This is a genomic window from Gilliamella sp. App4-10, from assembly GCF_001690495.1.
GTDB lineage: Bacteria > Pseudomonadota > Gammaproteobacteria > Enterobacterales > Orbaceae > Gilliamella > Gilliamella apicola_G.
Map to the genome: position 1 here is coordinate 12,696 of NZ_LZGS01000008.1, position 24,676 is coordinate 37,371.

General features: G+C 33.3%; 20 protein-coding genes and 1 tRNA gene. 12 read left to right on the plus strand and 9 right to left on the minus strand.

The window, feature by feature from the left end; genetic code table 11:
- Positions 1–211 precede the first annotated feature (211 nt).
- Entirely contained in the window at positions 212–1,180 is a 969-nt protein-coding gene (gene cmoB, locus A9G23_RS02075; protein WP_065586052.1) for a tRNA 5-methoxyuridine(34)/uridine 5-oxyacetic acid(34) synthase CmoB, read from the minus strand.
- Positions 1,181–1,216: 36 nt separating this feature from the next.
- Complete coding sequence (gene cmoA / locus A9G23_RS02080; RefSeq protein WP_065586053.1) at positions 1,217–1,987, minus strand: carboxy-S-adenosyl-L-methionine synthase CmoA; 771 nt, start codon at positions 1,985–1,987, stop codon at positions 1,217–1,219.
- Between the two features lie 33 nt (positions 1,988–2,020).
- Between cmoA and A9G23_RS02085 the strand changes: the two genes are divergently transcribed.
- A complete protein-coding gene (locus tag A9G23_RS02085) occupies positions 2,021–3,175 on the plus strand; it encodes a metallophosphoesterase (RefSeq protein WP_065586054.1) in 1,155 nt (384 codons plus the stop codon).
- A 24-nt stretch (positions 3,176–3,199) separates the two neighbouring features.
- A complete protein-coding gene (gene rnd / locus A9G23_RS02090) occupies positions 3,200–4,294 on the plus strand; it encodes a ribonuclease D (protein ID WP_065586055.1) in 1,095 nt (364 codons plus the stop codon).
- On the opposite strand, the gene A9G23_RS02095 is transcribed toward rnd, so the two are convergent.
- Positions 4,288–4,998, minus strand: a complete 711-nt coding sequence (locus tag A9G23_RS02095; RefSeq protein ID WP_065586056.1) for a 5'-methylthioadenosine/adenosylhomocysteine nucleosidase — start codon at positions 4,996–4,998, stop codon at positions 4,288–4,290. The two genes, rnd and A9G23_RS02095, sit on opposite strands and share 7 nt — an antisense overlap.
- A 77-nt stretch (positions 4,999–5,075) precedes the next feature.
- Between A9G23_RS02095 and A9G23_RS02100 the strand changes: the two genes are divergently transcribed.
- Positions 5,076–5,867 (plus strand): SDR family oxidoreductase, encoded by a 792-nt coding sequence (locus A9G23_RS02100; RefSeq protein WP_065586057.1) that lies wholly within the window; start codon positions 5,076–5,078, stop codon positions 5,865–5,867.
- A 22-nt stretch (positions 5,868–5,889) separates the two neighbouring features.
- Positions 5,890–6,759, plus strand: coding sequence for a co-chaperone YbbN (locus tag A9G23_RS02105; protein WP_065586058.1), 870 nt, complete (start codon positions 5,890–5,892; stop codon positions 6,757–6,759).
- A 53-nt stretch (positions 6,760–6,812) separates the two neighbouring features.
- Here A9G23_RS02105 and map read toward each other — a convergent pair whose 3' ends face one another.
- On the minus strand, positions 6,813–7,601 hold the full coding sequence (gene map, locus A9G23_RS02110; protein ID WP_065586059.1) for a type I methionyl aminopeptidase: 789 nt from the start codon (positions 7,599–7,601) through the stop codon (positions 6,813–6,815).
- A 233-nt stretch (positions 7,602–7,834) separates the two neighbouring features.
- Here map and rlmC point away from each other — a divergent pair, with 233 nt between their 5' ends.
- The 3 genes from rlmC to A9G23_RS02125 all read left to right on the plus strand — a co-directional run bounded on the left by rlmC (position 7,835) and on the right by A9G23_RS02125 (position 11,575).
- On the plus strand, positions 7,835–8,983 hold the full coding sequence (gene rlmC / locus A9G23_RS02115) for a 23S rRNA (uracil(747)-C(5))-methyltransferase RlmC (protein WP_065586060.1): 1,149 nt from the start codon (positions 7,835–7,837) through the stop codon (positions 8,981–8,983).
- A 239-nt stretch (positions 8,984–9,222) separates the two neighbouring features.
- Entirely contained in the window at positions 9,223–10,794 is a 1,572-nt protein-coding gene (gshA, locus tag A9G23_RS02120; RefSeq protein WP_065586061.1) for a glutamate--cysteine ligase, read from the plus strand.
- The gene (locus tag A9G23_RS02125; protein ID WP_065586062.1) at positions 10,787–11,575 is read left to right on the plus strand and encodes an endonuclease/exonuclease/phosphatase family protein; all 789 of its coding nucleotides are present in this window, start codon (positions 10,787–10,789) and stop codon (positions 11,573–11,575) included. Before gshA ends, A9G23_RS02125 begins: the two co-directional genes overlap by 8 nt.
- Here the strand turns inward: A9G23_RS02125 and A9G23_RS02130 are convergent.
- The 3 genes from A9G23_RS02130 to rnhA form a co-directional block, all read right to left on the minus strand.
- On the minus strand, positions 11,547–12,617 hold the full coding sequence (locus A9G23_RS02130) for a transglycosylase SLT domain-containing protein (protein ID WP_065586063.1): 1,071 nt from the start codon (positions 12,615–12,617) through the stop codon (positions 11,547–11,549). The genes A9G23_RS02125 and A9G23_RS02130 overlap by 29 nt on opposite strands.
- Before the next feature lie 213 nt (positions 12,618–12,830).
- Entirely contained in the window at positions 12,831–13,559 is a 729-nt protein-coding gene (gloB, locus tag A9G23_RS02135) for a hydroxyacylglutathione hydrolase (RefSeq protein WP_065586064.1), read from the minus strand.
- A gap of 96 nt (positions 13,560–13,655) precedes the next feature.
- The gene (gene rnhA, locus A9G23_RS02140; protein WP_065586065.1) at positions 13,656–14,126 is read right to left on the minus strand and encodes a ribonuclease HI; all 471 of its coding nucleotides are present in this window, start codon (positions 14,124–14,126) and stop codon (positions 13,656–13,658) included.
- 221 nt (positions 14,127–14,347) lie between these two features.
- On the opposite strand from rnhA, the gene dnaQ reads away from it, so the two are divergent.
- Entirely contained in the window at positions 14,348–15,085 is a 738-nt protein-coding gene (dnaQ, locus tag A9G23_RS02145; RefSeq protein WP_065586066.1) for a DNA polymerase III subunit epsilon, read from the plus strand.
- 112 nt (positions 15,086–15,197) lie between these two features.
- Positions 15,198–15,274, plus strand: a tRNA-Asp gene (locus tag A9G23_RS02150).
- Positions 15,275–16,039: 765 nt separating this feature from the next.
- Here A9G23_RS02150 and A9G23_RS02155 read toward each other — a convergent pair.
- On the minus strand, positions 16,040–17,104 hold the full coding sequence (locus A9G23_RS02155; protein WP_065586067.1) for a dihydroorotate oxidase: 1,065 nt from the start codon (positions 17,102–17,104) through the stop codon (positions 16,040–16,042).
- Positions 17,105–17,623: 519 nt separating this feature from the next.
- Between A9G23_RS02155 and A9G23_RS02160 the strand changes: the two genes are divergently transcribed.
- The 3 genes from A9G23_RS02160 to A9G23_RS02170 all read left to right on the plus strand — a co-directional run bounded on the left by A9G23_RS02160 (position 17,624) and on the right by A9G23_RS02170 (position 23,116).
- Positions 17,624–20,395, plus strand: coding sequence for a flavocytochrome c (locus tag A9G23_RS02160; protein ID WP_065586068.1), 2,772 nt, complete (start codon positions 17,624–17,626; stop codon positions 20,393–20,395).
- 30 nt (positions 20,396–20,425) lie between these two features.
- Complete coding sequence (locus tag A9G23_RS02165; protein ID WP_065586069.1) at positions 20,426–21,391, plus strand: FAD:protein FMN transferase; 966 nt, start codon at positions 20,426–20,428, stop codon at positions 21,389–21,391.
- Between the two features lie 264 nt (positions 21,392–21,655).
- Positions 21,656–23,116: a DASS family sodium-coupled anion symporter gene (locus A9G23_RS02170; protein ID WP_065586070.1), complete on the plus strand. Its 1,461-nt coding sequence runs from the start codon at positions 21,656–21,658 to the stop codon at positions 23,114–23,116.
- An 88-nt stretch (positions 23,117–23,204) separates the two neighbouring features.
- Here A9G23_RS02170 and A9G23_RS02175 read toward each other — a convergent pair whose 3' ends face one another.
- Positions 23,205–24,674, minus strand: coding sequence for a Ppx/GppA phosphatase family protein (locus A9G23_RS02175; protein WP_081296902.1), 1,470 nt, complete (start codon positions 24,672–24,674; stop codon positions 23,205–23,207).
- Positions 24,675–24,676: the final 2 nt, after the last annotated feature.

Sequence of the window (24,676 nt, forward strand, 5' to 3'; positions counted from 1 at the left end):
AAATAAATTGTTTATAGTTATATTTAAACAGATACTTTTTACAAGCGCTTAACAAGTTTTTTACTATCATATTGTTTATAACACGGTTTAATTTTCAGAAAAATATTTAAAGAATATCAATTAGTTTGCTATTCTTTTTAAGTTAATTTTGTAACCACTTGTCCATGATATTATTGCTTTCAATAAAGGGTATTTTATAGATTGCTTTATTTCATTTTTTAGCAATAAAAACAGCCCGCATTGGAGCAGGGTAGCCTTCAATTGTTTTAGTTGAGTCAGCGGGATCTAAAAAATCTGCTAGTGAATCCGATGTCATCCACTCTGTTTTACGCTGTTCATCTAAACTGGTTAGTGATATATCAACCAATTTTATATCCGAAAAACCACATTTATTTAGCCAGTTAATCATGGTTGGAACAGATGGAATAAAGTAGACATTACGCATTTGTGCATAACGCTCACCTGGCATTAAGGCATGATGTAATTCTCCATCAATAACCAGTGTTTCGAGTACTAATTGCCCCCCTTCAACTAATTGATCTTTTAATTGGCATAAATGATCAAGTGGTGACCTACGATGATATAAAACCCCCATTGAAAAGACGGTATCAAAAGCACTAAGTTTGGGTAGCTGCTCAATGCCAAGTGGTAATAAATGCGCTCTTTGATCGTTACCAAGTAGTTTGCGAATAGCCTCAAATTGGCATAGATAAAGTGCCATAGGATCAATTCCAACAGCGAGTTTTGCTCCAGCGCCAATCATACGCCATAAATGGTAACCACTATTACAACCCACATCTAAAACAGTTTTACCTTCTAAATTGTCAATATGATCAATTAAGCGCCTCCACTTCCAATCTGAACGCCATTCTGTATCAACATCAATACCATATAAGTGAAAAGGGCCTTTTCGCCATGGCATCATGTTTTTTAGTAATTGAGTAATTCGTTGTTGTTCACCTGTCGAAATAGGATGTTCACTATTGACGGTTACACTGTGAAGTAAATCAATTTGATAAGGAGTGATTGACGGTAAATGTTTAATACTGTTGAGCCATTGATTAAAACGGTTATCAATATTTTGTTTTTGCCAATTTGCGAGCTGCGCTGGTAACACTTCTAGCCAGCGACTTAGTTTATTTTTTGCGATAATCTGGTAAAAATCACCAAAGTCAATCATTCTATTATCCTTATCAATTACGCTTGAATTAATTTGTTATTTTATGGCAATAATAGAGCCAAAATTAAAGCATTGGAACCATGTATCAATATGTTTAAAACCCGCTTCAGATAGTCTCTGTTTATGTGTTTCGATAGTATCGGTTAGCATGACATTTTCTAACATGTTACGCTTTTGGCTAATTTCAAGTTCACTATAGCCGTTAGCACGTTTAAAGTCATGATGCATATTAAATAATAATTCATCAATAGTTGAATCACTAAAGCTAAATTTTTCAGACATTACCAAGATACCATTCGGTTTTAATGCAGTATAAATATTATTTAAAACACGTTGGCGATTTTCAGGCGTTAAAAACTGTAAGGTAAAATTTAGTACTACCATTGACGCATTTTGCATATTAAGGTTACAGATATCATCACAAATGACATCTACAGGCGTTTTTGCTTTATAAGATTCAATATGCCTTTTACAACGGTCAACCATGGGTTGGGAATTATCAACCGCAATAATATGGCAGTTTTCTTTATTAACATGGCGGCGAATAGATAATGTGGCAGCACCTAAAGAACAGCCTAAATCATAAATCATTGAATGAGGTTGTACAAATCTTTCAGCTAGCATGCCGATCATTGAGATGATATTAGAATAGCCGGGAACCGAACGTTGCACCATATCAGGAAAAACTTCGGCAACTTTTTCATCAAAAGTCCAATCGCCTAGTTTATCAATTGGTGTTGAAAATAGCTGGTCTTTTTTGATATCCATAAAACTAATTGGTAATATAAAAAATAATTCTGCTATCATATCATTTTTGGGTATTCAATTGCTCGGATAATTATGGGATTTGTCGATTTTATTATTATTTTTATCGCGATTATCGTTAATATATTAATAACCATTTATTTAGGAAAACAATGGCAGTTTTGGTTTCAATTTCATATAACTGGTTGTTATCAATTTGTTTATTGGCTAGTTGTTGTTATAGCCGGATTATCGCTCATCTTTTCTATATTATTACATAATATTTCAAGTTATTGGTTACCGTTATTTTGTAATAGCATTACTGGTTTAATGATTTGCTGTTTTTTCACATTGTTTATTTTTGACACTGTACGTTGGCTTAGTCAAAAAAAGGTTAAACCCAATTTATGGCTTAAAATTGTTTATATTGTTGCCGTTGTATCACTGTTTTGTTTTGGTCATGACATGGCAATTAATGCCAAGATTGTTCATTACCAAGTCAAAATTCATAAATCTGCTAATGTTGATCATTTACGTATTGTTCAACTTTCCGATATTCATCTTAATGAATTAACCACACATCGATTTATTCAACAAATGGTTGATGAAGTGAATAAGCTTAATGCTGATTTTGTTGTGATTACGGGTGATACATTAGATAAACATTTAAAACCTTTTACACAAAAAGGCTTTGATAAGCAATTTCAGCAATTAAGATCAAAATATGGTGCTTATATTATTTTCGGTAATCATGAATACTTAGCCACTAACCTAGAAAATAATCGAGAAGAAGATATCACTAACGCCTTTATGCAAATAGGTTTAAAGGTATTAAAAGATGATATCATTTATTTCGATGAGGTAGGCATTACCTTAGTAGGTCGAGATGATTTTTCTTCATGTTATTATAATGTAAAACGAGCATCACTGTCTGATTTGATGATATTCACTGATACTAATACACCGATTATTTTATTAGATCATCAACCAAAAGACCTTGATGAACCAGAAAAGTTAGGTGTCGATTTGATGATTTCCGGGCATACACTCGCTGGGCAAATATTCCCTATCAATCTTATTGAGAAATTAATGTATAAAAATAGTTATGGTTTGTATCAAAATAAAGATCATCATTTTACCAGCATTGTAAGTAGTGGATATGGATTTTGGGGATCACCAATTCGCTTAATGACTCGTTCCGAAATCGTGGTGATTGATATCGTTTTTGACAAAAATACGCACAATGAATAAATATATTTGAACAGGAATTTGATTTTGTCTTATCAATTTATTATTAGTAATGATCAGTTAGCTGATTATTGTTCAAAAATCGAAAATAGCTCGGCTTTGGCTTTAGATACTGAATTTGTTCGAACGCGAACTTTTTACCCTCATTTGGGTTTATTGCAGGTATTTAATGGTGAACATGCAGCGTTAATTGATCCAATTAATATTACTGATTGGCAGGCTTTTTTGGCGATATTAAATAATCCAACTATTGAAAAATATTTTCATTCATGTAGTGAAGATATTGAAGTCTTTTCTTATCATTTTGGCTGTGTTCCAACCCAGATTGTTGATAGCCAAATATTGGCTTCTTTTTTAGATAATCCATTGAGTAGCGGTTATGCTAGTTTGGTAAAAAAATATTTAGAGGTAGAGCTTGATAAAAGCGAAACCCGAACAGATTGGTTAAAACGTCCATTAACTGAAAAACAGTGTGAATATGCCATTAATGATGTGTTATATCTTTTTCCATTAACTAATATTTTAAAGTTACAGTTAAGTACTAATCATTATTTACAAGCTGCTTATCAAGAGTGCCGAATGGCGGTTACCCGTAAATCGGAATTAATGGATCCAAATGATGCTTATCTAAATATTAAAAATAGTTGGCAATTGAAAGGGAAAAGTTTAGGACAATTGTATAAATTAGCGAGCTGGCGATATAGATTAGCGAAAGAACAAGATATTGCTATAAATTTTGTAGTACATGAAGAAGTATTATTGAAAATTGCACGCTATTCACCGACATCATTGGGTGAACTTGATAAGTTAGGTATGAAAGGAAAGGAAATTCGCTTGTATGGTCAAATAATTTTGGATCTATTATCTAATCCTATTCCTGAAATCCCACCAATTCGTCGAATTAATAGCTATCCAGATTATAAAAAAATTACTGGTGAGTTAAAACAAGCAGCACTAACGATTTCTTCACAAACAGGGCTTAGTGAGGATTTATTGCTTTCACGTCGATTAATTAATCAATATGTAAAATGGAAAGTTGATAAAAAGGGTAACGAACCCGAAATATTAACAGGTTGGCGTAAACCCTTATTTGAAAAGTATTGTTTGGACTTTCGTTATTGATGAAAACTATTTGATGCAATCTTGCTCAACATTGACTCTACAATGAGTGATGATTGAGCTGCAGCAAGTTTCAAAAATGATTGGAAATCCATCGTTGATTCGTTATCGCCATTATCTGAAATTGCTCTTACAACCACAAATGGGACTTTAAATAACCAGCAAACATGACCAATAGCAGCGGCTTCCATTTCTACAGCAATAGCATTAGGAAAAGTTTGTTTTATTCTTGCTAAATTACTTTTACCATTGATGAAAGCATCTCCACTAGCAATTGAACCTTCAATCGCATTAACCTCGTGCTTTTTGATACAAATTTTAGCTAATGATTGGTATTTTTGATCAGCATCAAATGCTACAGGACAACCTGACATTTGACCTGGTTTGTAACCAAAAGCAGTTAAATCAACATCATGGTAAAAAACATTCTTTGAAACAACAATATCACCAATATTAAGGTCGGAAGATAACCCACCAGCCGAACCAGTATTGATCACCGCATCGACTTTATAATTATTCAATAATAATGTTGTTCCCGATGCCGCAGCAACTTTTCCTATACCCGATTGGAGTAAGACAATCTCGCATCCTGAAATTTGACCAAGATGAAAATCACAATCTAAATGGCGCTCAACGTGATAATGGGTGATTTTACTTTTTAATATAGCTACTTCTTCTTCCATTGCGGCAATAATAGCAATTCTCATACGATCCTCTTGGTTTAGTTTGAGTAACTTCAATTTAGATGTGTTATCATAGTTTGTGAAGATAAATTTGACAATATATGAATAAGTCGGAGCTAAAATTGCGAACAATTTTTATTACAGGCTGTTCAAGTGGAATAGGGCATATTTCGGCCATTGCATTAAAAAAGCGAGGTTATCGTGTTATTGCTTCGTGTCGAAAATTATCAGATCAACAAAAGCTCATTGAACAAGGATTCGAAACAGTGCTTCTTGATCTTGATAATCCAAAATCTGTCAAGCGGGTTGCTCAAGAAGTATTGGATTTAGCAGAAGGTAAATTATATGCGTTATTTAACAATGCTGGCTTTGGGGTATATGGGCATTTATCAACCGTCAGCCGTGAACAGTTAGAATCTCAATTTTCCACCAATTTTTTTGGAGTGCATCAGTTGACGCAATTATTGCTTCCTGCCATGTTTGAACAAAATGAAGGACGTATTATTCAAACAAGCTCAATTGTTGGTATTGTTGCAACGCCGGGACGAGGTGCTTACTCAGCCAGTAAATATGCTTTAGAAGCCTGGTCTGATGTGCTGAGATTAGAATTAGCAAAAACCAATATAAAAGTGTGTTTAATTGAGCCTGGACCGTTAAAAACATCTTTTTCAAATAATGTTAATCAAACGGTGCAAAAGGATATTGTAAAAAATCCACCTATTGCAAAACGATTTACTTTACCAGCAGAGGCAGTTTTGCCATATTTATATCATGCACTTGAACACCCAACACCCAAAATACGTTACAGGGTCACAAATATTACCAAGATAGCAGCAATTGCCAAACGTTTGCTTCCTGATAGATTAATGGATAAAATTCTACGAAATAAATAAACCAATATTGTTAGGACACTATATGCAAAACCAATTTATTTTTGATGTTAATGAACAAAATATTCAAAAGATCATTGAAGAATCATCTAAATATTCCGTATTGTTTTATTTTTGGTCTGCTAGAAGTCCAAATTATGAAGCGATGACTCAAACATTAACTAAATTAGCTAATGAACATCATGGGCAATTTATTTTAGCCAGTATTAATTGCGATGAACAACAAATGTTAGCAGCTCAATTTGGTTTACGGGCGCTCCCGACAGTTTATTTATTTCAAAATGGCCAACCAGTTGATGGTTTTCAAGGCCCACAACCAGAAGAAACAATTAAAGAGTTTTTAGTCAAGTTTTTACCCAATGAAGAAGAATTAAAACTTATTGAAGCGCAAAACCTGTTTAATGAAGCAAAATATGAACAAGCTTTACCTTTATTAAAACAAACTTGGAAAGCACTCAACGATCACCTTGGAAAACCAAGAACTGATATTGCATTAATGCTCATAAAATCTTACATAGAATTAAAACAACTGAGCGAAGCAAAAGAAGTACTTGCAACTATCCCTTTACAAGATCATGATTCTGTTTATCATGGCCTGCAAGCTGAGATAGAATTACTTGAGCAAGCAGCTAATTCGCCAGAAATTCAACAATTGCAAGATCAATTAACTAAGCAACCAGATAATACTGCTCTCATGATTCAACTAGCCTCGCAATTAATGTCTGTCGGACGTCATGAGGAAGCGCTTGAATTACTTTTTAACCCATTAACGAAAGATCTCAACGCTGGAAAAGGTCAATTGAAACAAGCATTACTTGATTTACTTGCTGCGTTGGGAACCAATAATCCATTAGCTAGTGCATATCGTCGTAAGCTTTATACATTATTGTATTAAGATTTATAAAGATAAAAGATTCAGCAATATTTTATTGTTGAATCTTTATCATTCTAGTGTTCAATAATACGAGGAAAGTCTTCGTTACTACGCAATGTTAAGATTTCAACACCATTATCAGTTACTAAAATAGTATGTTCATACTGTGCAGAAAGACCATGATCTTTGGTTTTGACTGTCCAGCCATCTTTCATGGTACGGGTACGCCAATCGCCTGTATTTATCATAGGTTCAATAGTAAAAGTCATTCCAGGTTTTAAAATTACACCACCATCATCAGCGTCATAATGTAAAACTTGAGGTTCATCATGATAGACTTCACCAATACCATGACCACAATATTCTCGAACTGAAGAAAAACCAAATTTATCGACATATTTTTGAATCGTTTTACCAATTTCTTTTAAACGAATGCCGGGTTTTATAATTTTAATCGCCTCATAAAGGCTTTCTTGTGTGACTTGGCATAATTTTTCACCTGCGATAGTTGGCTTACCAGCAATGTACATTCTAGAAGTATCACCATGATAACCATCTTTGATAACCGTTACATCAATATTTAAAATATCACCTTCTTTTAACTTTTTGTCAAAATTTGGAATACCATGGCAAACCACATCATTGATTGAAATACAAGTGGTGTGTTGATAGCCACTATAGCCAATATTAGCTGGAATAGCTTTTTGGACATTAACAATATATTCATAACAAATTTTGTCTAGTTCACCAGTACTAATGCCCGGTTTAACATAAGGTTCAATCATTTCTAATACTTCAGCTGCAAGTTTTCCAGCTATTCGCATTTTTTCAATTTCGACGGGGGTTTTTAACTTTATAGACATTAAATTTTTCCTGTAATATTAATAACAATATCCTATCATACCCCGCTATTTCGTCAAATCATACCAGATGATTAATTATGCATTTTACTTATATTCTTATAAAATTTTGTAAAAAATTTTCAGGAAAGTATGTGTTTTAGTATAAAATAAAATCTTATACTTATTTTAATACCGTTTTATATATAACCGTTTTATATATATAATTGCTCATTATAAAAAAGGGTTTTATCGCAATGCAATGTCGTTTTTATCAGCAGAAAAAATGTTTATCTTGTCAGTGGATGGATAAACCCTATCATACACAACTAGCAGAAAAACAAAATAATCTGTTACAACAATTAACCCAATTTAAACCTAATGATGTTGCAGCTCCGTTTGCTAGTAATGAATTTGCTTTCCGTAATAAAGCAAAAATGGCGGTGTTAGGCACCGTTGAAAGACCTATTTTAGGGATACAAACAGATAAGCAGATAGTCGATTTATGTGATTGCCCTCTTTACTCAAATAGTATGCAAAATATCCTAAAACTTGTTCGAACTTTCATCCGTAAACAGGAGCTTGTGCCTTATAATATTAATAAGCGGAAGGGAGAGTTGAAATTTGTTATAGTTACTGAAAGTAAAGAGAATAATACAAGCTGTTTTATGTTGCGATTTGTTTTAAAATCGCACAAATTTGTCGAGAAAATAAATAATTCTTTTAAACAATTACAAGATAAAATACAAAACTTAAAGGTCATTTCAATAAATATCCAACCTAATCATGCAGCTATTTTAGAAGGGGAAAAAGAGTTAGTTTTAACCGATACCTCATTTTTACCTATGACATTAAATGGCGTTCCGCTTTTCATTAAGCCTAAAAGTTTTTTTCAAACAAACAGTTATGTTGCCAGCAATCTTTATAAAACTGCAAGTGACTGGGTCACAAATTTATCTATTCACTCAATTTGGGATTTGTTTTGTGGTGTAGGTGGTTTTGGCTTAAGTTGTGTTAGTCTTAATACTAAAAGTGTTATCCAACTGACAGGTATTGAAATTAGTTCAGACGCAATTGAGTGCGCAACTCAATCAGCAGAACAGTTAGGCTTTAACCAATTATTTTTTAAATCCTTTGATGCCACACAATATGCGACAGCTCAACAAAATGTACCTGATTTAGTGCTACTTAATCCTCCAAGACGAGGAGCTGGCAAAACACTTATGCAGTATTTGGAGCAAATAGCACCTAATTATATTATGTATTCAAGTTGCAACTTATTTTCATTAATTGATGATTTAACATTATTATCAAATTATCAAATCCAAAAAGTGCAGTTATTTGACATGTTTCCACATACCTCGCATATGGAAGTGTTAGTTTTACTACAAAGGAAAGATAAATAATCCAATAATAAACACTATAACGTAATATTCTATGCAATGGTTGGTCTTTTAAAACGAAGTCAAACATTTAAGTTTAATTTAACTGTAATAAAAATAGGAGATTACGGTTTTATTAATGTCTTTTCTCCAAGATAAATTTGTTTTTTATTTTAAGGGTTGTCATAAATTCACCCACCGTTAATATTAAATTATGTTAATATAAAAGTATTAAATAATTTCATTTTAAGGAAGCGAAAAATATGATTCCTGACGTCTCAAAAGCACTTAATTGGTTAGAAAAACACTATACCATTTTACAAGGTATTCAACGTGGTATTGAACGTGAAACTTTACGCATTTTGCCTGATGGATCATTGTCGAAAACGCCATTTCCTTCGAAAATTGGTGCAGCATTAACGCATCCTTGGATAACAACTGATTTTGCTGAATCGATGTTAGAATTTATCACACCAGTTAATACCAATCTTGATTATATGTTAACGTTTTTACGGGATTTGCATCGTTATGCTAGCGTAAATATTGGTGATGAAATGATGTGGCCTTTAAGTATGCCTTGTTTTGTTGCAAACGAGGAAGATATTATCCTTGCACAATATGGTACTTCTAATGAAGGGCTCTTTAAGACGATTTATCGTCAAGGGTTAAAAAATCGTTATGGTGCAATGATGCAGACCATTTCGGGTGTTCATTATAATTTTTCGTTACCAACCGCATTTTGGCAGGCAAAAGAAGGTATAAAAAACACCGAAGAAGGTAAAGCAGTTATTTCTGAAGGTTATTTTACCTTAATACGTAATTATTATCGTTTTGGTTGGGTTATTCCTTATTTATTTGGTGCATCACCATCGATGTGTTCTTCATTTATCCAAGATCCACAAAAAGCCCAAGCCTTTATTAAACAAACAAATGGTAATTGTTATTTACCTTATGCAACCTCTTTAAGATTAAGTGATATTGGATATACCAATAATGCCCAAAAACAGCTTGGTATTACTTTTAACCATTTAGATACATATGTTGCAGGACTAAAACGTGCAACGCAAACAAAATCAATAGAATTTGCCAAATTGGGCATTAAAATTGATGATCACTATCGTCAATTAAATGATAATGTATTGCAAATTGAAAATGAATTTTACGGGCCAATTAGACCTAAAAGAGTCGCAATGATAGGGGAGTCGCCGTCGGATGCACTTTTACGTGGTGGTATTGAATATATTGAAGTACGCGCATTAGATGTTAATCCATTTTCACCGGTGGGGATTACTGAAGAACAGATACGATTTATCGATCTGTTTTTAATTTGGTGTGCACTAGCACCAGCGCCTGAAATGAGCAGTCAAGAACTTGAGTGTGCCAAATTAAATTGGAATAGGGTCATAATGGAAGGACGAAAACCAGGGCTTGAAATTGGTATTGGTTGCAATAGCTATCGCGAACCTTTGGCCAAAGTTGGACACCAATTATTCAAAGATTTATTACGTGTTGCTAATGTTTTAGATCATCAAGATGATAAGCAGAGTTACCGTAATGTTTGTGAGCGTTTAGATTTAATGTTTGAGCAACCTGAATTAACTTTATCAGCTAGAACACTACAAGCAATAAGTGACTTAGGGACAGCAAAATTTGGTTTAGCTTTAGCAAGTCAATATAAAAAACAACTTATGGCTGAACCTTTAGCATTATTAACTGAAAGTGATTTTGTACAACAACGCAATTTATCTATTGAAAAACAGGTAAAGAAAGAAAAGGGTGATACTTTATCTTTTGATGAATACTTGAAGAAAAAATTGAATCAAAAAAATGTTTAAAAACCGATATTATACTTTACGATATCAGGCAAGCAATGAAGTGGACTTGATCTTGCCTAATCAACAAATAATAGTTAATAAACCGTTAATCGATCACACACCATTTTCGATTTTAGTTTGGAATATTTTTAAACAAAAAAGAGCTAATTGTATTAATATACTCAAACAATATGCTGATAAAACTAAACTAATTTTATTACAAGAAGCCCAAGCAACATCACCGTTGCTTAATTTTATTTCACAACATAATAAAATTGCAGATCATGTCCCAGCATATTGTTTTAACGATATTTATGTTGGAGTAATGACAATTTCTAATTCATTACCAACCTCACTTTTTTCTTTTAGAGAAAGGGAGCCATTAATCCGTGTATCTAAATCTGCTTTGATTACTATTTATCCTATTAGTAATTCCAAACAGCAATTATTAGTTGCTAATATGCATGCTGTTAATTTCAGTATTGGAGTAAAAGCCTACCGACAGCAAATGCATATGCTATTAAATCGAATAAAAGAGCATAATGGCCCTATTATTTTGGCGGGTGATTTTAATGCTTGGAGCAAGCAGCGATTGCATTTGTTGTATCAATTTGTACGTTCATTTGAACTTAAGTCAGTTAATTTTTCAGTTGATATGCGAAAGACATTTATGGGTAGACCGCTTGATTTTGTTTTTTATCGCGGATTACAACTTAACACAGCTGAAATTATTAGCACAACCGCATCAGATCATAATCCATTATTAGCAAATTTTAGATTGGATTCGCATTGGCAAGATTAATTGTTAAGACATCACCTTCTTGGACTCTAGAATTTTTTAAATTATTCCATTCCAATATATCGGTAATTTTCACGCGGTAATTTTTAGCTATCGAATAAAGGCTATCTCCAGCTTTGACAAGATAAGCAATTTTTCTTACATTTCTTGCGCGATCATCTTTATTAGTAATTCTGTTGTATTGAATTGAATCTGAGCTATTAAATTCAAATGGCATATTACCATGTGGAATATCTTGTAAAAGTTCGGTAATTTCATTTGCAACAAGATTTTCTGCTTGTAACTTTTTAAATAAAGTTTCAGCATGAGCATAAGGAATAAGTAAATGGAAAGGCCCACTTACAGTTTGTTTCACATATCCTGCATTATATGACGTTAGCTCATTGAGTGATATTCCTGTGTAATTTGCAATTTTAGCTAATGAAATATTTTTTGACATATCAATTCTAACAAGTGAATTTTCATAATTACAATCAGGTAACTTTATACCATAGCGTTTATTATTTTTAACAATATCAATTATTGCTAAAATCTTAGGGACATAATGCATGGTTTCCGTTGGTAAATCTAGCGACCAATAATTAACAGGTAACCCTTTTGCTTGATTTTTTTCAATAGCTCTTCTTATACGACCTTCCCCCGCATTATAAGCGGCAAGTGTTAATAGCCAATCGCCATTAAAACGATTATTTAAATTCTGTAACAATGAAATTGCAGAGTTAGTGGAAGCTATTAGATCGCGACGTGCATCAAATGAACTATTGTGTAGTAATCCATACTCTCTCGCTGTAACTGGCACAAATTGCCATAATCCTGCAGCTTGTGCTGGTGATGTTGCAAGTGGATCATAAGCACTTTCGATAAGAGGGATTAAGGCCAGTTCAACTGGTAAATTGTTTTTATAAAGTTGATTGATAATGTAATAAACGTAAGGCTCAGAACGTAAGGCAGTCGCTTCGAATCCTTGAGGATTACGTAATAAACGCTCCCTTTCAGCTATAACTCGGCTATTTTCAGGCACATTAACGTCAATTTGATTAAGCATAAACTGCCAAGGGTTTTGAGTTATAGATACATAATTACTGGAACTATTTCTATTATTTTTCGCTGTATTTTTTGAATACTTTATTCTAACAACAGCATTATGTCGTGGTCCATGATTTTGACATGCGACTAAAAATGAACATAATATTGTAAATATTAATAATTTCTTCATTATATTGTTAATTTATTCGTTGTTTTAAGCTGCCTATTATAACTAAAAAATATCCTTTTGGCTTCTAAAAAAAGCAAACAACTCTAACTCACTGTTAAAATTAAATTTATTTTGCAATTTTTTTTCGTCACATCTTAAAAAGATATTGATTTGTTTTTCATTTAATAAAGTAGATGGTAAGGACATCGATTTTTTAGCAATAAATTTTAAATATTTATTAATATATTCATCTTCTGGAATCATATTTTGCGCAAACTCTAAATTGGATAAAGTGTATTCGTGCCCAGCACAAATAAGTGTTTCATTGGGTAAATTTTTTAATTTATTTAATGAATCTAGCATTTGTTGATAAGTACCTTCAAAAACTCTTCCACAACCAGCTGAAAATAAAGTATCACCAGAAAACAAATAAGGGCAACAATAATAAGCTAAATGCCCAAGAGTATGTCCTGGTACTGTTATAACATCAAAGTTAAAATTACCAACACATATATTAGTTTGATTAATAAGATGATTGATTGGTAAATCGATTTCACGAGAACCATAAACCTCTATATCCGGATATCGAGTTTTTAATTCTTTCACACCGCCAGTGTGATCAATATGGTGATGGGTTAGTAAAATTCCAATAGGTGATAATTTATGTTTGTTAAGATAATTAATCACAGGCTCGGTTTCACCAGGATCAATAATCACGGCTTGATTATCTGTATTAGTTATAATCCAAATATAGTTATCTTTTAAAGATGCAATGCTATTAATTTGATACATATTAGTTTTTTACCATCAGTTATGAGTTAATTCTTTAAATTAAAAGCAATTAACCTTATTTAGGTTGAATAAAAAATGTTTTATTTCATAAATTAATTATGTATAGATATTTTCAAATATTGTGTCTTGCAAAGTAGGGGATTGAGCTTGGGTTTTAGCTATAATATCACAACGTTCGTTTTCAATATGTCCAGCATGACCTTTGACCCAAATCCACTCAATTTGATGTTTTTTAACAGCATCGTCAAGCCTTATCCATAAATCAATATTTTTTACTGGTTGTTTATTAGCTGTTTTCCAACCATTTTTTTTCCAACCGTGTATCCAATTGATAATTCCATTTCGTAAATACTGACTATCGGAATATAACTCAATTTGACAAGGCAGCTTTAATTGTTCTAAAGCAACAATTGCAGCTAATAATTCCATTCTATTATTCGTTGTTTTAAAAAAGCCTTCCGATAATATTTTTTCAGTTTGTTTATATTTTAAAATAGCGGCATAACCACCAGGACCGGGGTTACCAAGGCAAGAACCATCTGTATAGATTTCGATTTTTTTTAACATTTTCTGATTTCTTTTATAACTATTGGGGACCTATTTAAATTTGTTGTTTATTTCAATTCAAAATATAATTTAGCAGATCTTTAATTTATTTCCGTTGTTCTATAATTTGAGCAAATTATCAGTTATCTTCATTTATGAAGGTATCAACATTAAAGGGTTTAGATGCTAAACTATACCACTAAAAATGTGTTTCCCCAAAAATTGATATAAAAGAGAAGAAAGTGATACATAATTCCACTCGACAAATCGTATTAGATACAGAAACAACTGGTATGAACCAAGAAGGTAATAATCACTATGAAGGACATAAGATTATTGAAATTGGTGCCGTTGAAATTATTAACCGTCGCTTAACAGGTAATCATTTTCATGTTTACATTAACCCAGAACGTTTAATTGATGAAGATGCATTTAAAGTACATGGAATAAGTGACGAGTTTGTTAAAGATAAACCAAGTTTCAAAAATATAGCACATGATTTTATTAAGTTTATTGATGGCGCTGAATTAATTATCCACAATGCTTCGTTTGATGTGGGCTTTATGGACTATGAATTTCGTCTTTGCGGACTGGATTTTAAAACCGCAGAGCATTGTATTGTGACTGATACCTTGGCTATGGCAAGACGCCTATATCCAGGGAAACGTAATAATCTAGATGTATTATGTGAACGCTATCAGATCGATAATTCTCACCGAACGCTGCATGGTGCATTATTAGATGCCGAGATTTTAGCTGAAGTTTATTTAGCAATGACAGGGGGACAAACGACTTTATCTTTCAGTTCAGAGGATGATAATGCATTTTCATCTGAATTTAATGCAATAAAAAGAGTAAAACGTAACGGTTTGCCTTTAAAGGTAATCAAAGCAACAAAAGATGAGCTTTTTGAACATGAAACTGTTTTAAAAAAAATTGATAAAAAAAGTGGTGGGGCATTATGGAATTTGAACAGGTGATTGCTTTGTAGTCAATTAAACGTTAATTTTAAAAATTTTATTGACGATAATAAAAATAATCTTTAATATCACGCCTACTTTAATGTTCTACATTAAAACTATCAAATAAAGCGGAGCGGTAGTTCAGTTGGTTAGAATACCTGCCTGTCACGCAGGGGGTCGCGGGTTCGAGCCCCGTCCGTTCCGCCAATTCTTTATGAGTATCAATTGATTAAAGAAATCGGTAAAAGTACTTCTCATTGCGGTACTCTTTGTGTCAAATTTGCGACGCTTTTCGATAAAGCATTGTCCGAAACTCCTAACAAATGCCTTGAAGACAAATGAGCATATCTTCTAACAGGTATCAGCTTTATTCCACTCTTCTAAAACCTGTAGTGCGTGTGGATGAATGCCATTCATTGAATGTCTATTTGCCCAAGCATGCAATCTAAGATGGAGTAGATAGTAATAATAATGTGATTGAATTGTCGGATAATCATTGGTTTTTTACATCTGAAATGCTGACAGGGAAACGATTACCAATTCATGATAATGATGAATTCATTTTAGTTGATAACGAATTAATAAATACTAAAACTAGACTAATCTAAAACGCTATCAATTTTCTATATTCTACAGTAGAGTATAGCATCACAAAATCGGCAATGTCATCGTTGTTGACGTTGTGGTATATTTGTGTCAATTCCACGCTTTATATAAATTTAATTTACTTTATATTGTGTCACAATCAAATATTGCAATAGATGCAAATCTTTGTTTTTAATTTTTTTTAATTAAATTACCTTTTAGCGTTCTGCCTGTTACGCTGGGGGGCGGGTTCAAGCCCCCATCCGTTTAATCAATTCTTCTTCAATTTTATTGTTAGTAAAAGTAAATAAAGCAATATCATATAACTTTATTACTGGAAATGGGATTATAGGATAAGTTACCCCGTAACGTTTTATGTTTTTTCAACTAACCATTTCCATTCAAAAGGTCTTTCTTGATTTCTATCGCAAGGAGTGGATTCCACATTGCACCGGTTGCACTCATGACGGCATCAGCGCCACTGTTAATAAACTGCTGGTAATGTTCATTCGAGCTGACACCACCCACACCAACAATAGCAAATTTTAGCTCCATTTGTTTACGATATTTAGCAAGTCGACTTACCATATCTAAGCCAGCCCAACGAATTGCATCACCACAAATTCCACCTTCTTTTCTATTTTCACCTAAGGCCGGATTGCCTTTAGCATCAACGGGTTTAGCCGATAATGTATTGATTGCGCTTAAACCATCAATAATCGATCCAACACGGGTTAGTAAAGAAATAATTTTTTCATCATCAGGGAAATAAGCCAGTTTTAAAATAAGAGGACGATCCGGTACAGCAGTTTTAATGGCATTGACAATTCGCTCAACTTTATCTATATCAAAGCAAAGTAGTTTGCTTGCCCCTTCGTTTGGGCAACTTAAATTTGCCTCAAGAATAGGTGCATTGGTTTCTCGAACTAATTTTGCAGCTAAAGCGTAATCTTTTTCTATATCGCCATTACCTTGTGTACCTTGAAAACTACCAATTACACATTGTCCATGACTTGCTGTTTTTACAGCGTCTGCCATATCGGGTTGCCAAATATCGGGTGAAAAAGAAGGCACACCAAATGAGTTGGTTATAGATAGTGGCTGTTCATAATTAGTATCAGCTAATACCGTATCTAAATTGCAAGATAATTCACCTTTAGGATGGACTGCTAAAACATTAGGTAAAGGATGGCATTTATGAAGTTTAGTTCGTACTGTTTTATATACACATAAATCAAATCCATAAGCAAATGCTGCTTTGATGTAATTTGCATTTAATAAAGGCCCCGCTGGCATACCGAATGGTAAATTGACATCAACATTTAAAAATTTTGAGGATTTTGTTGAGATTTGTTGCACTTTATCTAATTGTGTAAAACTTCCAAATGGTCCTTGAGCATAATTATCTTCATAGCTTATACTAGGATTATAAAAAGGTGTCAAAGATTTCATAATATCTCCTGATTATATGTGTTCTTAAAGTAAAATCGATTATTAATTTGCTATAAAAGTAAAAGGTTTTTAAAACAAAAAATCCTCCATAAAGGAGGATTGAAAAGTAGGATGAATAGAGAAGAGAAAGTTGGTTTTGAATCTAATCTGTCAATTGGTATTAAAAACATTACGTTATTCTCTATAGTATTAATTTCTAGTCATTTTATCCTAACAAAATTAAAGTTCAATATGAAAATATGAAAAATATGTAACTAAATGAAAAGGTTACAGTGTTTTTTTTGAGATTTTTAATTATAACTTCTTCACCTTAAGATTTATAGAGTATAAAAAATAGGCAAAATATTATTTTATTTATATCAATAATTTTATAATTAATTAATAAATCTAAAAAAAATTCGTCGAAAAAATGATACACATTACGATTAATGTAGCTAATGAAACTAGAGAACGATTATTTGTAATGTCATCATTACTGATAACTATGAAAGTTAAATATTAATGATTAGGTATATAAAAATGAAAAATGAACATATTTTTAGGCCGATCACCCTACCTAATGGAGTCGAACTAAAAAATTGCATAGTGATGGCGCCAATGACAACTTGCTCTGGTTTTCACGATGGTTCCGTTACACATGATCTGATTGAGTATTATCGCGTAAGAGCTGGCGAAATTGGAACAGTTATTGTCGAATGTGGATTTGTTGATAATAAAGGATTAGCTTTTCCTGGCGCTATTGGTTTAGATTGTGATGATAAGATTGAAGGATTAGCAAAAATTGCTAAAGCTATCAAAGAACAAGGTTCTAAAGCAATTATTCAAGTTTACCATGGTGGTCGAATGGTTGAACCAAAGTTAATTGGTGGTCAATCTCCTGTCGGACCTAGTGCTATTGCAGCTCCACGCCCTAATGCAGCTACTCCAATTGAATTGACTGCTGATGAAGTGGACGAACTGATTGACAAATTTGGTCAGGCAGTGCGTCGAGCTATTCAGGCTGGTTTTGATGGCGTAGAGATTCATGGTGCTAATACTTATTTAATTCAACAATTCTATTCACCTAATTCAAATCAACGAGATGATAAATGGGGGGGTAATCGTGATAATCGCGCTCAATTCCCTCTTGCTGTATTAGATATTACCCATAATATGGTTAAGCAATATGCAACCCCTAGATTTATTGTTGGATATCGTTTTTCACCAGAAGAGATAGAAGTCCCAGGAATTCGTTTTGATGACACAATGTATTTACTTGAAAAATTGGCTAAAAAAGGGCTAGATTATGTTCATTTCTCAATGGGAACAACGCTTAGATCGTCGATTGTTGATACTCAGGATCCAACTCCTTTAATCAAAAAATATGTTGCAATGCGTTCAGCAACATTAGCTAAAATTCCTGTTGTGGGTGTTGGGAATGTTATTAATCTAAGTGATGTTGATGATGCAATCAACAATGGTTATGACTTAGTTGCGGTTGGTCGAGCCTGCATTGCTTATCCTGACTGGGTAAATCGCATAAAGAAAGGTGAAAAACTAGAACTCTTCATCGATAGTGATAAGCGTGAGGCTCTTAATATTCCTGTACCTCTATGGCATTTTTCTCTTGTTGAAAGCTTGATTCGTGATGTTAATCTTAATGTGAAAAAATTCAAACCCGGTAATTACCAAGAGAAAGTTAATGACGAATCTTATGAATTCCTTATTAATGTTGAATTAGGTAAAGACTTTATTAAAAATATAAAATTAGTGAATGAGAAAGAGTTTGATAATGACGTTTTAGGTAATTTTTCGGTTATTAAAAATAGAATTATTGGTTCAAATAGTCCGCATGTTGATACGATTTCGGGAGCAACTACTCAGTGCGAGGCTTTTAAAAAAGCAGTCACTAAAGCAATGGCAAAATCTAACAAAGCAGCAATTATTGCTGAAGGTGGCAATCCTGATGACCAGTCTTTCGATGTTGTGATTGTTGGTAGTGGGGGGGCAGGTCTTGTTGCTGCTATTCAAGCTCGTGATCTTGGTGCAAGTGTAGTTATAGTTGAGCAAATGTCTGTCATTGGTGGTAATACCAATAAAGCCTCGGCTGGAATGAATGCCGCAGAAACCAAGTTCCAAAAACTCAAAGGTATTGTAGATACTAAAGAACTCTTTTATAAAGAAACCATGACAGGTGGAAAAAATAAAAATAATCCAGCATTATTACGTTATTTTGTTGAAAACGCACCTGATGCCATTAATTGGTTAGATGAAAATGGTATTGAATTAAGCAATATTACAACAACGGGTGGGATGAGCATCGATCGCACTCACCGTCCAGAAAGTGGTGCCGCGGTAGGGGGATTTTTAATTAGTGGCCTAGTAAAAAATATTAACAAGCGCGCAATTGAAGTGATGCTTGATACTAAGGTTACTGAAATTGCAACCGAAAACCATAAAGTTGTTGGCGTTAAAGTTTTAGAAGAAGATGGTTCAACTCATGTTATAAAAACTAAAGCAGTTGTTATTGCAACGGGAGGATTCAGTGCCAATACTGCCATGGTTGAAAAATATCGTCCAGATCTCAAAGGCTTTGTCACTACCAATCACAAAGGCGCGACTGGTTCAGGTATTATGATATTAGAAAAACTTGGTGCAGGAACTGTTGATATGGGGGAAATTCAAATTCATCCAACGGTTGAACAAACAAGTTCATATTTAATTTCTGAGTCTATTCGAGGTGGTGGCGCAATACTTATATCACAAAAAGGTCAACGATTTGTTAATGAACTTGATACAAGGGATAAAGTATCAGCTGAAATTATCAAATTACCGGAACATTATGCTTATATCTTGTTTGATCAACAAGTTCGTGATGAAAACAAAGCTGTTGAAGAATATATTTCAAATAAACTTGTAACCCAAGCAAGCACCATTAAAGAATTAGCACAACAATTATCGATTGACGGTAACACATTAGCTAAAACTGTAGAACGTTACAATCAGTTTGTCATCACTAAACACGATGAAGATTTTGGTCGAACAACAGGAATACGTTACCCAATTGAAAAAGGTCCTTTTTATGCAATAAAAATTGCGCCTGGAGTTCACCACACCATGGGCGGTGTAACTATCAATACGCAAACACAAGTCTTAGATGCAAATAAAAATATCATTCAAGGTGTTTTCGCAGCAGGCGAAGTTGTGGGGGGCGTACATGGCGCTAACCGTATTGGTGGTAATGCGGTTGCAGATATCATTATTTTTGGTATTCAAGCGGGTACCAAAGCTGCTGATTATATTAAAAGTTAATTTTTCTATGATTATTTGTGCTTGTTTAACATGGTAAGTTCGAGCTACGAATATACTCAAACTTTAATGGGAACAACGGTTTCATTAACGCTCTTAGAGCCTAATGAAACCGCTGCACATACGGTTTTTCAAACCATAAAAATGCTTGAGGATAAATTGACCGTTAATAGGTCTTTATCTGAAGTTATGTCAATTAATTTAGCTGCAGGAAAACACGCCGTTACTGTGAGCCAACCAGTTTTTTCTTTAATTGAACAAGCTCAAAAAGTCAGCCTACATTTTAATAGTTGCTTTAATCTTGCCATTGGTCCTTTAGTTAAGATTTGGAAAATTGGCTTTAAAGGTTATAAAGTTCCTTCTGCCAAGTTAATTAAACAACAACTATTATTAATTGATCCTAAAAATATCGAACTTAATGCAAATAAACATTCCGTTTTTTTAAAAAAGCAAGGAATGGAAATTGATTTAGGTGCAATTGCGAAGGGGTATATTGCCGATGTCATCAAATTGGTTTTACATGAACAGCAAGTGTACCAAGGTATCATTAACTTAGGTGGAAATGTATTAACATTAGGGGGCTCCTTAACGGATAAAAACGGCTATTGGCATGTAGGACTCCGAAAACCGTTTTCAACTAATGATAAGCTGTCTGGAATTATCAAAGTTAAAAATAAATCGATTGTGACATCGGGAATTTATGAACGTTTTTTTATGCAAAACGATCATCTTTATCATCACATATTTAATCCCCAAACAGGCTATCCACTAGACAATGAATTAGAAAGCGTGACAATAATTTCAGATTCCTCATTGGAAGGCGATATTTATTCAACTGTTTTTTATGGATGGGGGCTTGATAAAAGCAGTAAATATTTACAAAAACATCAAAACTTATCAGCGATATTTTTGTTAAAGAATAAAACAATAGCATTAATAAATCCTGATAACTTTATTTTTCAAAAGATTGATACTCAATACAAAATAAAAGCAGATTGATTATTTGATTTGCTATCAAAAAGGGTTTTAAAAAAATACTGATTTTATTAGTCTTTTTAAAAATTCAGTTTTGTAAGGTTAGTTAATATATAAACTTCCCCACAAAAGTTGTCAGGAAAGTAATTGATTTTATTGAAATTTTTAGAGTTGTTTAAAATAGAAATCATTTTAAATAAAAATAACAACAAAGCAAAGGGTGGCATAATTGTTACTGAATCAACTCTTATAAATTAAATAATATTTAAATTTAAAAAGGAAAACACTATGAACGTAGTCAAGAAACCGCCGGTGAAATGGCTGCCACTTATAATTATTGTGGCATTTTCAGCGATACTCTGGTTGTTTGTATCACCACCTGAAGGTATTAGCCAAGAAGGTTGGCAAACCAGCATTATTTTTGTGGCAACAATTGCCAGTATTGTAGCTGAAATAATGCCTATTGGCGCAATCGGCCTATTAGCGATTACAATTTTTGCTGTATTGAGACCTTCTGGTGCAATAACCGCTGCTGAATCGATAAAAGTATCGCTAAGTGAACTAAATAGCAGCCTTATTTGGCTAATTGTTATTGCTTTTATGATTGCCCGTGGCTTTATCAAGACTGGTTTAAGTAAACGCATTGCCTATTATCTTGTTAAGATTTTAGGTAAAAGTACATTGGGGCTTGCTTATGGTTTATCTGTCACTGATATTGCTTTGGCGCCAGCTATTCCAAGTACAACAGCACGTGCTGGTGGGGTTATTTACCCAATAGCAGAAGCTTTAGCAATCAATTTTAATTCTAACCCCAAAGATGAGTCAAGAAACCGCATTGGTACATTTTTAATGTTAACGATTAGCCATGTTAATGATATTACCTCGGCAATGTTTTTAACAGCGTTTACTGGCAACTTATTAGCCGCTAAATTAGTTACAACATCGTTGGGTATTACATTAGGCTGGGGACAATGGTTTGTTGCAGCAATTGTGCCATGCTTAGTTTCATTTATTGTGATTCCTTTGGTTATTTACTTTTTAACTAATCCAGAATTAAAAAGAACACCAGAAGCCCCAAAATTAGCCACTGAAGAATTAAAAAAAATGGGGGCAATTAAAGCTAAAGAGATCATTATGGGTGTTACGGTTGTACTATTGTTAGCACTTTGGATTTTTGGCAAAAACTTTGGTATTGATTCAACAACCACTGCGTTTATTGGTTTAACGATTTTGATCTTAACTGGTGTATTAAACTGGGATGATATAAAAAGTGAAAAAGCCGCTTGGGATACATTAATTTGGTTTGCTGCATTACTCATGATGGCAGGTCAAGTTAATAAACTTGGGGTAACAAAATGGTTAGGTGACACAATAGGTAGTGCAGTGCAAGGTCATTTAGGAGAAAGTAGTTGGGTATTTATATTAGTTATTTTATGTGTTGCTTATGTTTATTTACATTATTTCTTTGCAAGTGGAAATGCTCATATAGCTGCATTATTCCCTGTTTTCTTATCGATTGCTATTACGCTTGGCGTACCAACATTAATTGCAATTTTTGCTTTGGTTATTTGTACTAACTATTTTGGTTCAATTACACAGTTTGCCAATGCTCGTAATCCATTGTTATTTGCTGAAGGGTTTGTGCCAGTAAAAACCTGGTGGAAAGTAGGATTTATTTGTAGTGTTGTAAATTTGATTATCGTATTTACTGTCGGTATTTTATGGTGGAAAATTATTGGCCTCGGTTAATAATTAGCTGATAGTTCTTTTACTAATTAATGTATATACCGCCATATTGATTGGCGGTATTTCTATGTATAAATATAATTTTTATAGCCTAGCAAATTGCAATTGATAATTCCCAATCCTCAATCATTTTCCAATATTTTTGCTCTTGTTCTAAATCAAGTAATATCAATTTATTATTTTCAACAAATTCTTGGTTAACTTCTAAGGTCACTTTGGTTAGTTTACTTTTTGATAATTCCAATTGAAACGCCTGTAAATCGAGTTCAGCATTTCGTTGATTGTTTATCAAGATAGATAATCTAAGGATTTGCATTAACGATATTATATATTTATATTCAAACAAGCTAAAATAAGGTAATTCATCAATGTTGATCGACTTTCTATGATAACGAACAAGAGTAGATAAAAGTAATTGTTGTTCTTCATTAAATCCTGGTAGGTTACTATTTTGTAAAATATAACTTGAATGTTTATGAATTGAAGAAAAGTTAATTTTTAAACCTACTTCATGTAACTGAGCGGCCCAATATAATATAGATTCAAGGCTGGATGGAATCGTGATTGTTGCTTGTTGTTGCCATTGTGCAAATAAATATTTTGCAGTTTTAACAACTTGTTTTGCATGGCGTTGATCTATGTTGTAATGTTCTAAAAGCGATTGTGCGGTGTTTTGTCTAATATCGCGATAATTAGGTCCATCAATCAACTCGTAAAGCACGCCTTCTCGTAAAGCACATGAACTAAACTGTAAGGCCTCTATCCCCAGCGCATTAAAAACACCGCTAAATATAGCTAGCCCACTAACAAATACGTTTTTCCTTTCATTGGAAAGCGAAGGGTAATTAATATCGTGAAAAGATTTAAATTCCAAAACATAACTAATTAAATCATCAAGCCTTTTAGGTGTGATAATACCATCACTGACACCAAGATCTAATAAGATATGATAAATAGATTTAATGGTTCCAGACGTTCCAAACGCTGCTGTGATATTCAATTTTTTTATTCTATTGATCATGCTTTCTATTTGCTGTTCAGCAGCAAGTTTTGCTCGTTGAAATAACACCGCATCAATTTTTTGTTCATAAAAAAATTGTTTTGTATAAGTTACACATCCCATGGGACGACTAGCAACAATTAAAGGGGTTAAATCATTCCCTTTGCCTATCGCAATTTCAGTAGAACCGCCGCCGATATCTATCACAAGTTTTGTATCGGTTGGCGATGTTGATTCTGCTGTCATGGTGCCTAAATAAATAAGACGAGCTTCTTCTTGGCCTGAAATAATTTCAACAGGAAAAGGGAATACTTTAGCCGCTGCCATTAAAAATTTATGTCTATTTTTTGCCACCCTTAAAGTATGCGTTGCGACAACACGAACATGTTCGGAAGGAAATCCATTTAATCGTTCGGCAAATAGCGCAAGGCATTCTACGCCTTGCATAATGCTTGATTCACTAAGTTCTTTATTGGCATTAAGCCCAGTGGCAAGATGAATATTTTTTTTATTTTTATAAATAATTTGTATGGCACCATTAATGACACGGGCAATAACCATAT